The sequence below is a fragment of the Polaromonas sp. genome (genome assembly GCF_013817205.1).
Lineage (GTDB): Bacteria > Pseudomonadota > Gammaproteobacteria > Burkholderiales > Burkholderiaceae_C > Polaromonas.
Window position 1 is genome coordinate 25635 of the sequence record NZ_JACDDD010000031.1, and the last position, 12743, is coordinate 38377.

Here is a 12743-nt window from a genome sequence, read left to right on the forward strand (position 1 = left end):
TTAGACATGGATGTTTTCACCCAACTGATGGCAGGCTTTGCCACAGCTGCCACACCGATCAATTTGTTGTGGTGTTTGATTGGTTGTGTGGTGGGGACGGCGGTGGGCGTGTTGCCCGGCATCGGCCCCGCAGTAGCGGTTGCCATGTTGCTGCCCATCACGGCCAAGGTTGAGGTCACGGCATCGATGATCTTTTTCGCCGGTATTTATTACGGGGCCATGTATGGTGGCTCCACCACCTCCATCTTGCTCAACACGCCCGGCGAAACCGGCACCATGGTCACGGCCATGGAGGGAAACAAAATGGCCAAGAGCGGGCGCGCTGGCGCCGCACTGGCCACGGCGGCCATAGGCTCTTTCGTCGCGGGCACTATCGCTACCGTGATGGTGACGCTGTTTGCGCCCCTGGTGGCTGAGTTTGCGGTCAAGCTTGGTCCACCCGAATACTTTTTGCTCATGGTGCTTGCATTTGTAGCGGTCAGCGCCGTGCTGGGGAAAAGCACACTGCGCGGTCTCACTGCGCTCTTTCTTGGGCTTGCGGTTGGCCTGATTGGCCTGGATCAAATTACCGGTCAGGCGCGCTACACCCTGGGCGTTCCGGAGCTGCTGGATGGCATTGAAGTTGTTCTCATGGCCGTCGGCCTGTTTGCAGTGGGTGAGGCGCTGTACATGGTTCTGTACGAAGGCAAGGTCAAGCCCGGCCAGAGCAAGATGAGCACCGTGCACATGACGGGCCTTGAGTGGAAACGATCGTGGCCGGCCTGGTTGCGCGGCACGTTTATTGGCTTTCCTTTCGGCACCATCCCCGCAGGCGGATCCGAGATCCCGACTTTTCTGAGCTATGGCGTCGAGCGCAAGCTGTCCAAACACACCGAAGAGTTCGGCACCACGGGTGCCATCGAAGGTGTGGCTGGCCCGGAGGCGGCCAACAACGCTGCCGTCACCGGCACGCTGGTGCCACTGCTGACGCTGGGCATCCCGACCTCCACCACAGCAGCCATCTTGCTCGGCGCGTTTCAAAATTACGGTATCCAGCCGGGCCCCCAACTGTTCACAACTTCGTCTGCACTGGTCTGGGCCTTGATCGCCTCGCTTTATATCGGCAACGTGATGTTGCTTGTGCTTAACCTTCCGCTGGTGGGCCTGTGGGTCAAGCTGTTAAAAATTCCGCGTCCGTACCTGTATGCAGGCATTCTGATTTTTGCAACACTGGGTGTGTACGGCATGCGTCAAAGCGTCTTCGATCTTGTTTTGCTGTATGGAATCGGGTTGCTGGGTGTGGGGATGAGGCGCTTCGATTTCCCGACAGCTCCTGTCATCGTCGGCATGATTCTGGGCCCCCTGGCTGAGGCACAGTTGCGCAACGCAGTCTCCATCGGCGAAGGCAGCGCACTGGTCTTCCTGCAGCGTCCCATGTCTCTTGTTTTGCTGCTTGTCGTACTTGTCGTGTTGCTGCTGCCGCGGATTGCAAAGTTTGTGGCCGGGCGCAAAGACAGGGTCCAGATCGCCCCCATTTAGAGGCGCGAAAGGTTGACGCGCGCGGATGTCCGTGGACAGGCGTTGCCACTCGGCCCGGCAGGCCTGCGTTAACATCCGACGCATGCAACACGACGATGCCCTGCCGCGCGATGCCCAGAGCATCCTGGCGCTGGCGGCGCGGTCCATGTTCCATCTGTTTTCCAGCATCAGCCAGGGCATGTTCCTGGTGGACCGCACCGGCCGCATCGTCTGGGTCAATGACGGCTACAAGCGTTTCCTGCCGGCGCTCGGATTTTCATCGGTGGACCAGTTTGTCGGCCACATGGTGGAAGAGGTCATTCCCAACACCCAGATGCGGCGGGTGCTGGAAACCGGTGAGGCCTTCCTGATCGACCTGCTGACCAATCGCGCAGGTACCTTTGTGGTCAGCCGCATTCCGCTGCGCGACGAAGGCGGCGACGACATCATTGGTGCCATCGGCATTGTGCTGTTTGACCACCCCGAGACCACTCTGCAGCCGCTGATCAGCAAGTTTGCGCTGTTGCACCGCGACCTCGACGACGCGCGCCGCGAGCTGGCCAGCCAGCGCCTGCAGCACACCGGCGGGCAGCGCCAGTCCAAACACACCTTCGCCAGTTTCATAGGCACCAGCCCGGCGGCGGTCGAGGTCAAGCGCCAGGCGCGCCGCGCCGCGCAGACCACCAGCCCGGTGCTGCTGCTGGGCGAAACCGGCACCGGCAAGGAGTTGCTGGCGCACGCCATCCATGCAGCGTCCAGTCGTGCGCGCGGGCCGTTTATCAGCGTCAACATCGCGGCCGTGCCCGACACCCTGCTGGAGGCCGAATTCTTCGGCGTGGCGCCGGGCGCCTACACCGGCGCCGACCGCAAGGGCCGCGACGGCAAGTTCAAGCTGGCCGACGGCGGCACGTTGTTCCTCGACGAGATCGGCGACATGCCGCAGGCGCTGCAGGCCAAGCTGCTGCGCGCGCTGCAAGAGGGCGAGATCGAGCCGCTGGGCTCCAACAAGCTGATCCCTTTCGACGCACGCCTGGTGGCTGCGACCTCTCGCGATCTTGCCGTCCTGGTGCGCGAAGGCAAATTCCGCGAGGATCTGTTTTATCGCCTCAACGTCCTGCCGGTACGGGTGCCGCCGCTGCGCGAGCGCAGATCGGACATTCCGGCTTTGCTGGAGGTGCTGGGCGAAGAGATGGCCTTGCGCAGCGGCGACCGCCAGCCCGAGCTGGCACCCGATGCGCTGGCGCTGCTGTCTGCGCAGACCTGGCGCGGCAACATCCGTGAGCTGCGCAATGTGCTGGAGCAGGCCGCCATGCGCAGCGACTCGGCCAGCATTGACCGCGCGCAGGTCGAGGACGTGCTGAAGGAGTCCGGCATAGAGCGCATCGCGCCGGCACCTGCCGCGCTGCACGGCATGGACCCCTCACAGTCCGACCCGCTGCGGCCACTGGCCGAGCAGATTGCGCAGGTCGAGCGCCGTGCCATTGCCGCAGCCATGGAGGCCACGGGCGGCAACAAGCTGGCGGCATCGCGGCTGCTCGGAATCTCCCGCGCCAAACTGTATGAACGTCTGGATAACCCTGATCAAAAATCAGGCAATTGACTGAAAATCAGACAGTAAATATGTATTTATTTCAGGCAATACTTTGGTTGCCAGAAAATTATCCATATAAATCAATGACTTGAAGCTGGCACGACCTGTGCAATCCTGGTGCGCAACCAACAACAGGAGACATCCATGCACCGTCGTAGCCTTATCGCACTTGCCGCGCTCGCCACTGCCTTTGTTTCGCCCGTGGCCCTGAGCCAGGCCAAAGAAATCAAGATCGCCGTTATTGCCAGCAAAACCGGCCCGCTGGAGGCCTATGCCAAGCAGACCATCACGGGCTTCTATATGGGACTGGATTACGCCACCGGTGGCACCATGATGGTGGGGGGCAAGAAGCTTGTGGTCATCGAGAAGGATGACCAGGGCAAGCCCGACGTGGGCAAGGCGGCGCTGGCCGCAGCCTATGCCGACGACAAGGTCGACATCGCGGTCGGCCCGACTGCTTCCCCCGTCGCGCTGGCCATGCTGCCAGTGGCTGAGGAATACAAGAAGATCCTGGTGGTCGAGCCAGCCGTGGCCGACAGCATCACCGGCGACAAGTGGAACAAGTACATCTTCCGCACCGGCCGCAATTCCAGCCAGGACGCCGCTGCCAACGCCGTGGCGCTGGACAAGCCGGGCAATGTGGTTGCGATTCTGGCCAACGACAACGCCTTCGGCCGTGATGGTGTGAAGGCCGCCAAGTCCTTCATGAAAAACGCCAAGGTTGTGCATGAAGAGTACCTGCCGGTCGGCACCACCGACTTCACGGCGGGCCTGCAGCGCATTGTGGACAAGCTCAAAGACCAGCCGGGCAACAAATACCTCTCGGTCGGCTGGTCGGGCAGCCCGACACCGTTTCCGAAGATCGCCGATCTGGACCTCGAAAAGCGCTTCGGCATCAAGCTCGCCACCGGCGGCAACATCCTGCCGGCCATGGTGGCCTACAAGAGCTTCCCGGGCATGGAAGGCGCGCTGTACTACTACTTCGGCATCCCCAAGAACCCGGTGAACGAAGCCATGGTGGCCCAGCACTACAAGCAGTTCAAGGCACCGCCAGACTTCTTCACTGCGGGCGGTTTCTCTGCAGCCATGGCCATTGTGACGGCGCTCAACAAGACCAAGGGCGACACCGAGACCAACAAGCTCATCTCCACCATGGAAGGCATGAGCTTTGACACGCCCAAGGGCAAAATGACCTTCCGCAAGGAAGACCATCAGGCCATGCAGAGCATGTTCCATTTCAAGATCAAGGCTGACCCGGCATTTGCCTGGGGCGTGCCTGAGCTTGTTCGCGAGATCAAGCCGGAAGAGATGGCTATCCCCATCCTCAACAAGCGTTGATGCGCTGAGTGGGAAGGCGCCGCCGGATGGGCGCGTGCCTTCTCTTCTCTTACTCCTGTTTTGATAGCTGTTGGCGCTTGATTGGCAAGGGCTGGGGGCTGTTTTTGCCTAAAAATTGACTTGGAGCCTGGTGCTGAACCCATGCTGGCAACCCACGAACTAACCATCCGCTTCGGCGGTCATGTGGCGGTGAATGCCGTGACCTGCTCGTTTGAGCCAGGCACGCTCACAGCCATTGTCGGCCCCAATGGCGCGGGCAAAACGACGTACTTCAACCTGATCTCGGGGCAACTCAAAGCCAGCAGCGGCACGGTCACGCTCAACGGCCAGGAGCTGTCGGGCATGGGCGTCTCTGCGCGCACCCATGCCGGTCTGGGCCGGGCGTTCCAGCTGACCAACCTGTTCCCCAACCTCACCGTGCTGGAAAACGTGCGGCTGGCGGTTCAGGCCACGCGCCACGGTGCGCACCGGCATGGGCTGAACCTGTGGAGTATCTGGAGCGATCACAAGGCGCTGCTGAACCGGGCGGAAGAAATCCTCGAAGCCGTGGCCATGCAGGCCAAGGCGCAGATGCCGGTGGCCAGCCTGCCGCACGGCGACCAGCGCAAGCTTGAAGTTGCCTTGCTGATGGCGCTGGAGTCACAGGTCTTCATGTTTGACGAACCGACGGCCGGCATGAGCACCGAAGAGGCGCCGGTGATCCTGAACCTGATTCGCCAGTTGAAGCAGGACAAGACCAAAACAATTTTGCTGGTGGAGCACAAGATGGACGTGGTGCGTGAACTGGCCGACCGCATCATCGTGCTGCACAACGGCTCGCTGGTGGCCGATGGTGAACCGGCCGAGGTGATTGCCTCGCCGGTGGTCCAGGAAGCTTATCTGGGTGTGGCGCCCGCGCCGGCAGGGGAGGCTGCATGACGCAAAATTTGCTGACTCTCGAAGGGGTCCACACCCACATCGGTGCGTACCACATCCTTCATGGCGTGGACCTGGCCATCCCCAAGGGGCAACTGACCATGCTGCTGGGCCGCAATGGCGCCGGCAAGACCACCACGCTGCGCACCATCATGGGCCTGTGGCAGGCCTCGCAGGGCAAGGTGACGTTTGGCGGGCGCGACATCACGCAACTGGCCACGCCGCAGATCGCCGAGCTGAATATCGCCTACGTGCCCGAGAGCATGGGCATTTTTTCGGACCTGACCGTCAAGGAAAACATGTTGCTGGCGGCGCGCAGCGCCAAACGTGCCAGCCAGATGGATGACACCCGGCTCAAGTGGATTTTCTCGCTGTTTCCAGCGGTCGATAAATTCTGGAACCACCCGGCCGGCAAATTGTCAGGCGGGCAAAAGCAGATGCTGGCGGTGGCCCGCGCCATCGTCGAGCCGCGTGAACTGCTGATCGTCGATGAGCCCAGCAAAGGGCTGGCGCCAGCCATCATCAACAACATGATCGACGCCTTTGCGCAACTCAAGGCCAGCGGTGTGACGATTTTGCTGGTTGAGCAAAACATCAACTTTGCCAAACGTCTGGGCGACACCGTCGCCGTGATGGACAACGGCGTGGTGGTTCATGCCGGCTTCATGCAGGAACTCGCTGATGACGCGGCGCTGCAGCAATCGCTTCTGGGACTTGCCATATGAAAACAGATTTCGACTGGAAACCGCTGGCGCTGGTGCCTTTGCTGGCGCTGGGGATTTTTCCCTTCATCGGCTCCGGCTCCACCTGGCTCACCCTGACCGTCGCCGGACTCGCCATGGGCATGATCATCTTCATCATCGCCTCGGGCCTGACGCTGGTGTTCGGCCTGATGGACGTGCTCAATTTCGGCCACGGTGTGTTCATCGCGCTGGGTGCTTTTGTGGCCACTACCGTGCTGGGCGCGATGGGTGACTACACGCAAAGCGATTCCATGCTGCGCAACATGCTGGCGGTGCTGCCGGCCATGCTGGTGGCCATGCTGGTGGCTGGTGCCGTCGGTCTGGTGTTTGAGCGTTTTATCGTGCGGCCGGTTTATGGCCAGCACCTCAAGCAGATCCTGATCACCATGGGCGGCATGATCATCGGTGAAGAGCTGATCAAGGTGATCTGGGGTCCGGCGCAAATTGCGCTGCCCATGCCCGAGGGCATGCGCGGATCCCTGCTGCTGGGTGACGCGGCGATTGAAAAATACCGCCTCATCGCTGTGAGCGTGGGCGTGGTGGTGTTTGCCATCCTGGCCTGGACGCTGGTACGCACCAAGGTCGGCCTGCTGATTCGCGCCGGCGTGCAGGACCGCGAGATGGTCGAGTCGCTCGGTTACCGCATCAAGCGCCTGTTTGTTGGCGTGTTTGTGGTCGGCAGCGCACTGGCCGGCCTGGGTGGCGTGATGTGGGGCCTGTACCAGCAAAGCGTGACGCCGCAGATGGGCGCGCAGGTCAATGTGCTGATCTTTATCGTCATCATCATCGGCGGGCTGGGCTCCACCGGCGGTGCGCTGATCGGCGCCTTGCTGGTCGGGCTGATGGCCAACTACACCGGCTTTCTGGCCCCCAAGGTGGCGCTGTTTTCCAACATCGCGCTGATGGCGGCCATCCTGTTGTGGCGGCCCCAGGGCATCTACCCCGTGACCAACCGCTGAGGATGAGACCATGAACAACATCCTTACACGTGTCGTCTCCAACGACTTCCCGCGCAGCCGCGTGCTGGCCGTGATCCTGGTCGGCCTGCTGCTGACCCTGGCCTTTGCACCTTTCCTGTTTCCCGGCGTCAAGGCGCTCAGCGTCGCTGCCAAGGTGCTGGTGTTCATTGTGCTGGTGGCCAGCTTCGACCTGCTGCTGGGCTACACCGGCATCGTCAGTTTTGCGCACACCATGTTTTTCGGCATTGGGGCTTATGGCATTGCGGTGGCGTCAACACGCTTGGGCCCGACCTGGGAGGCGCTTGCCGTTGGCCTGCTGTCCTCGCTGGCGCTGTCTTTTGTGCTGTCGCTGCTGGTGGGCCTCTTCTCACTGCGGGTCAAGGCCATCTTTTTTGCCATGATCACGCTGGCCGTGGCCTCGGCCTTCCAGACCCTGGCTTCGCAGCTGTCGGAAATTACCGGCGGCGAAGACGGCTTGAGCTTCAAGGTGCCCGAACTGCTATCGCCCAGCATGGAGTTTTTCGAGCAGCCTTTCCTCGGTGTGTCCATCGACGGGCGGCTGCTGACCTACTACCTGCTGTTCGTGGTGACCCTGGTGCTGCTGCTGAGCCTGCTGCGCATCGTCAACTCGCCTTTCGGGCGCGTGCTGCAGGCCATTCGCGAGAACGAGTTCCGCGCCGAGGCCATCGGTTACCGCGTGGTGGTCTACCGCACCACCTCCAGCGTGTTGTCGGCACTGTTTGCAACCATGGCCGGCGCCATGCTGGCGCTCTGGCTGCGCTACAACGGGCCGGACACTTCGCTGTCGTTTGAAATCATGATCGACGTGCTGCTGATCGTGGTGATCGGCGGCATGGGCACGATCTACGGCGCGGCCATAGGTGCGGCGCTGTTCGTGGTGGCGCAAAGCTACTTGCAGGATTTGCTGCGCCTGGCCAGCGAGGCCGCGGCCGGCCTGCCCTGGCTGGCAGCCCTTCTTTCCCCGGACCGCTGGCTGCTCTGGCTGGGCCTGCTGTTTGTGTTGTCGGTCTATTACTTTCCCACAGGAGTGGTGGGGCGGCTCAGGGCCGCGCGTATTCAGGGAACAACAACCCGGACCTGAAAGCCAGGCCACAGCAGGAGACAACAAGATGAAGACAGCAATGAAAGCATGGGGTCGACAGACAGTGGCCGCGCTGGCCCTTTGCGGGTTGGGCGACATCGGGCAGGCAGCCGACCTCGTGATCGGCCAGGTGGCGCCGCTCTCGGGCGTGCTGGCCAGCACCGGGCACCAGATGGTGGTCGGCGGCAAAATCTACTTTGAGCACATCAATGCAACTGGCGGCATCCACGGCGCAAAAATCCGCCACGAGGTGGTGGACGATGGCTACAAGGTGGCCGAGACCGTGCGCCTGACGCGCGAGATGCTGGCAAGGCCCGAGGTGGTGGCGCTGTTCGGTTTTGCTGGCACCGCCAATGTCACGCAACTGCTGACCGATGGCGTGCTCGATGTGGGTGGCGCTGCGCTGGTGGCGCCCTATACCGGCGGCGAGTCGCTGCGCAACCCTTTCAACCCGTGGATCTTCCATGTGCGCGCCGGTTATGCCGATGAGGCCGAACACATGGTGCAGCAGGTGACCACGCTGGGCATGAGCCGCATCGCCGTGATGTACCAGGACGACGGTTTCGGCAAGGCCGGCTTGCTGGGCGTCGAGAACGCGCTGACAAAACGCAATCTGAAACTGTCGGCGGCCGCAGGTTACGAGCGCAACACCGACAAGGTCGAGGAAGCGGTCAAGAAGATCAAGGCTTCGGACGCGCAGGCCATCATCATGATCTCGGTCAACAAATCGACGGCGGCATTTGTCAAGCTCTACCGCGAGAGCGGGGGCGGCGCGCAGCTCTACAACATCTCGGTGGTGGACCCGGCCGAGCTGGTCAAGCTGGCCGGCCTGAAAAATGCGCATGGCCTGGGCATCAGCCAGGTCGTGCCTTATCCCTTCATGCCCAATACGCCGGTGGTGCGCGAGTACCACGCGCTGCTGAAAAAGTACGCACCCAAAGAGGTGGTCAACTACACCAGCTTTGAGGAGTTCGTCGGCGCCAAGGTGCTGGTCGAAGCCTTGCGCCGCGCTGGCCCTAACCCGACGCGCGCCAAGGTGGTCAAGGCCCTGGAAGGCATGAACAGTTATGACACCGGCGGCGTCGTTGTCAACTACTCGCCCAGCAACCGCATCGGCTCGCGTTATGTCGAGGTCACGGTGATCGGCAGCACCGGCAAGCTGCTGAAGTAAGCCAGCCACGGTACTCACAACAACAGATCACAGAGAGTCCCTTCTATGTCCTTCACGTCGCATTACCTGAGCTGCGCCGGCCGCGAAATCCATTACACCGAATGGGGCGCGCAGCACGCCGACACAGTGATCGCCTGGCACGGCCTGGCGCGCACCGGGCGCGACATGGACGAGCTGGCCGCCTGCCTGAGCACGCGTTACCGGGTGATCTGCCCCGACACGATTGGCCGCGGCCTGAGCCAGTGGAGCCCGGACCCGGCCAATGAGTACCAGCTTTCGTTTTACGCACGCATCGCGGCTGACCTGTTTGACCAGTTGGGTATCAGCAGCGCGCACTGGGTCGGCACCTCCATGGGCGGCGCCATCGGCATGGTCTGCGCGTCGGGCTTGTTCGAACCCAGCCTGAAGCCGCGCATTCAGAGCTTGGTGCTCAACGACACGGCGCCCAAGGTTGCCGATGCAGCGATAGAGCGCATTCGCTCCTACGCCGGCAACCCGCCGGCTTTTGACACCGTGCAGGAGCTGGAGGCCTTTTTGCGCCAGGTTTACAAACCCTATGGCTGGCTCAGCGACGCGCAGTGGCGCCGCCTGACAGAAACATCAACCCGCCGATTGCCCAACGGCCAGGTTACGCCGCATTACGACCCGGCCATGGTGCAGCAGTTCACCCACCACCCCAACGACTATCTGATCTGGGACCACTACGACGCCTTGACCATCCCGGTGCTGTGCCTGCGCGGCGCCGAGTCCGACCTGGTGCTGCGCGAGACCACGGCCGAGATGCTGACGCGCGGCCCTGGCGCACAGGGGCTGACGGAGATCGTCGAGATCGAAGGCTGCGGCCATGCACCGGCGCTCAATGTGCCGGACCAGCTGGAGCGCGTGGCTGCATTTGTGATGGCGGCCAGCCGGACCGCAGTTGCTACTGAATAGATAGCTGCTCGCGCTTGCTGGGCGGGGGCTGGAAGGCGATTTGACGTCTAAAAACGGGGGAAAAACGGGATAAGGCAGTAAAAGGCTTTTTTTTGCTGCGTAAATCTGATGGCCATCCCAATACCATCCATGTGGATGGTGATAGGATGGTGGCATGACAAAAACCTCCACCCCGGTTCCCACCCGTTTCAAGGTCGCGGATTCCGAAAAACTCACCATCAACCTCGGTTTTGTGGATCTGGGCCAGATCGACCTGCTGGTGAGCGAAGGCTTTTACGGCAACCGCAGCGACTTCATCCGCACCGCCATCCGCAACCAGCTGAGCACCCATTCAGACGCCGTCAAACAGGTGGTGGCCCGCAAGATGCTGGTGCTGGGCCTGCAGCACTTCAGCGCAGCCGACCTGCTGGCCGTGCAGGCGGCCAATGAGACCCTGCAGATCCGTGTGCTGGGCCTGGCCACCTTCGCCGATGACGTCACGCCCGAGCTGGCGCTGGCCACCATCGCCTCGCTGGAGGTGCTGGGCGCGCTGCACGCCAGCCCGGCGCTCAAGGCCGCGCTGGCCAGTCGCCAGCTCTGACACCCCCCTCCCAAATTCAAGAAAGTCTGCATGAACACCACCCTGAATGATCTGATGCGTGAAGCCACACGCCTGACACAAAGCGGCCGATTGACCGAGGCCACCGCAGCCATCCAGCAGGCGCTGCGCGGCGGCTCCCACGCGAGTACGGCGCCCACAGCCGGCGTGCGCCCCGAGGTGTCCGGCCTGGTGCTGGATGGCTGTGTGTTCGAGGTCGATGAGCGCCGCGCCGCGCCCGCAGCGTTTGCAGGCCGGCCTGCCGACGTGCCGGCGCGCGATGAAACCGCTGCGCGCGGGCCGGGCGACCAGGGCAGCTTCATCAGCGGCAGCCACACCCAGTCAGCACGCACGCTGCGCTACAAGCTGTTTGTGCCGCCGTGCCAAGCGGGCAAACCGCTGCCGCTGGTGGTCATGCTGCATGGCTGCACCCAGAACCCCGACGACTTCGCCGTGGGCACGGGCATGAACGCGCTGGCGCATGAGCAGGGCTTTTACGTGCTGTACCCGGAGCAGGCGCAAGACGCCAACCCGCAGCGTTGCTGGAACTGGTTCAAGCACAACCACCAGCAGCGCGGCAGCGGCGAGCCCGCAGTGATCGCCGGCATGACACAGGCTGTGATGAAAGACCACGGCATCGACCCGCGCCGGGTCTATGTCGTCGGCCTGTCGGCAGGCGGCGCCATGGCCGCGATTGTTGCGGGTGCCTATCCCGAGGTGTTTGCAGCGGTGGGTGTGCATTCGGGGTTGCCCTGCGGCGCAGCCAGCAACGTGGGCGAGGCCCTGGCGGCGATGAAAAGCGGTTCAGCGGCACCGGCGAAGGCCGGGTCGCCATCCGCACCACCGACCATCGTCTTCCACGGCGACGCAGACCGAACGGTGCACCCGCGCAATGGCGAGCAGGTGGTCGCGGCCGTGATGTCCAGGGCCGGAGGCGCGCCGCTGGTCGAGCAGGGTGTGTCCGCCCAGGGGCAACGCTACACCCGCTCGACCTGGCGTGACGGCCAGGGCAAGCAGCTGGCCGAACACTGGCTGCTGCACGGTGCAGGCCACGCCTGGTCAGGCGGCGACGCGAAGGGTTCGTACACCGACGCGCGCGGCGCCGATGCCACGAGCGAGATGCTGCGCTTTTTCCGGGCAAATCCACAGGCCGGTGGCGCAGCGGCCTGACCTGCGGTACGCGGGTTGGGGCAGGGCGTCGTTTGGCTGATCTGCTATTGAATCAATAGCTGTTCAGGCCCGCCAGACGGGGGCCGGAGGCCGATTTGATGCATGAAGCCAGGCAATGCACCTGAAATTTTGTCATGGCGGACTTGATGCGCCATCCATGCTTCAGGCCTCGCTGATGTAACCCCGCGCCAGCGCACCCGCCGGATCGTCAAAGATCGCCATCGCGGTCGTCATGCGCCTGAAGCCCAGCTTGCGGTAAAAACCTTCCTTGCCGGGCACCGCATAAAGAATGATCTTGCGGTGGCCCCGCGACAGCCCCACCAGATGGCTGACGATCTGTTTGCCGAGCCCGGTGCCCTGGTGGGTGGGCAGCACGGCGATGTCGCAGATGTACGAACAATCCACGCCATCAGCCAGCGCGCGCCCCACACCGACGAGTTTGCCGTTTTCATGGACGAAGCAGCGGAACATGCTGTTGGTGAAGACGGTTTGGAGGCTGGCCGGGCTCTTGTTGCCGAGCGGCGCGGCCGCGTAGAGGGCGGAGAGCTCTTGCCAGTTGATGGTGGCGAGGTGGTCGGACCAGGTGAGAGGCATATTTTTAGTTAATACTCAGCGTTTGAGTTAGCCCGGATATTTCATTAGCAGGAGTCGGCAGCCCCGTGCCGAAGCGCGTTGTCATTGGTGTTCGATGTCAATTGCAACCGGGGACTGCCAATGCCAAAGTGTACGCAAGAACGGATCGATTTT

General features: G+C 62.5%; 12 protein-coding genes. 11 read left to right on the forward strand and 1 reads right to left on the reverse strand.

All coding sequences use genetic code 11. The features are described 5' to 3' along the window. The first annotated feature begins 6 nt into the window (after positions 1 to 6). From H0W47_RS09255 to H0W47_RS09305, 11 genes are all read left to right on the forward strand, one after another. Positions 7 to 1518, forward strand: coding sequence for a tripartite tricarboxylate transporter permease (locus tag H0W47_RS09255; RefSeq protein ID WP_296923516.1), 1512 nt, complete (start codon positions 7 to 9; stop codon positions 1516 to 1518). Between the two features lie 82 nt (positions 1519 to 1600). Further along, on the forward strand, positions 1601 to 3097 hold the full coding sequence (locus tag H0W47_RS09260; protein WP_296923519.1) for a sigma 54-interacting transcriptional regulator: 1497 nt from the start codon (positions 1601 to 1603) through the stop codon (positions 3095 to 3097). A gap of 135 nt (positions 3098 to 3232) precedes the next feature. After that, the gene (locus tag H0W47_RS09265) at positions 3233 to 4426 is read left to right on the forward strand and encodes a substrate-binding domain-containing protein (protein WP_296923522.1); all 1194 of its coding nucleotides are present in this window, start codon (positions 3233 to 3235) and stop codon (positions 4424 to 4426) included. Between the two features lie 141 nt (positions 4427 to 4567). Then, positions 4568 to 5344, forward strand: a complete 777-nt coding sequence (locus tag H0W47_RS09270) for an ABC transporter ATP-binding protein (RefSeq protein ID WP_296923525.1) — start codon at positions 4568 to 4570, stop codon at positions 5342 to 5344. Further along, the gene (locus H0W47_RS09275) at positions 5341 to 6066 is read left to right on the forward strand and encodes an ABC transporter ATP-binding protein (protein ID WP_296923528.1); all 726 of its coding nucleotides are present in this window, start codon (positions 5341 to 5343) and stop codon (positions 6064 to 6066) included. The genes H0W47_RS09270 and H0W47_RS09275 overlap by 4 nt, the downstream gene beginning before the upstream one ends. Next, a complete protein-coding gene (locus tag H0W47_RS09280; protein ID WP_296923531.1) occupies positions 6063 to 7043 on the forward strand; it encodes a branched-chain amino acid ABC transporter permease in 981 nt (326 codons plus the stop codon). The genes H0W47_RS09275 and H0W47_RS09280 overlap by 4 nt, the downstream gene beginning before the upstream one ends. 10 nt (positions 7044 to 7053) lie before the next feature. Continuing rightward, on the forward strand, positions 7054 to 8145 hold the full coding sequence (locus H0W47_RS09285; RefSeq protein ID WP_296923534.1) for a branched-chain amino acid ABC transporter permease: 1092 nt from the start codon (positions 7054 to 7056) through the stop codon (positions 8143 to 8145). Positions 8146 to 8185: 40 nt separating this feature from the next. After that, complete coding sequence (locus tag H0W47_RS09290; RefSeq protein ID WP_296923537.1) at positions 8186 to 9316, forward strand: ABC transporter substrate-binding protein; 1131 nt, start codon at positions 8186 to 8188, stop codon at positions 9314 to 9316. A 45-nt stretch (positions 9317 to 9361) separates the two neighbouring features. Next, positions 9362 to 10249 (forward strand): alpha/beta hydrolase, encoded by an 888-nt coding sequence (locus tag H0W47_RS09295; RefSeq protein WP_296923540.1) that lies wholly within the window; start codon positions 9362 to 9364, stop codon positions 10247 to 10249. Positions 10250 to 10403: 154 nt separating this feature from the next. After that, positions 10404 to 10829: a CopG family transcriptional regulator gene (locus tag H0W47_RS09300; RefSeq protein WP_296923543.1), complete on the forward strand. Its 426-nt coding sequence runs from the start codon at positions 10404 to 10406 to the stop codon at positions 10827 to 10829. Positions 10830 to 10859: 30 nt separating this feature from the next. Continuing rightward, the gene (locus H0W47_RS09305) at positions 10860 to 11996 is read left to right on the forward strand and encodes a PHB depolymerase family esterase (protein WP_296923546.1); all 1137 of its coding nucleotides are present in this window, start codon (positions 10860 to 10862) and stop codon (positions 11994 to 11996) included. Between the two features lie 162 nt (positions 11997 to 12158). On the opposite strand, the gene H0W47_RS09310 is transcribed toward H0W47_RS09305, so the two are convergent. Beyond that, positions 12159 to 12590 (reverse strand): GNAT family N-acetyltransferase, encoded by a 432-nt coding sequence (locus H0W47_RS09310; RefSeq protein ID WP_296923549.1) that lies wholly within the window; start codon positions 12588 to 12590, stop codon positions 12159 to 12161. Positions 12591 to 12743 lie beyond the last annotated feature (153 nt).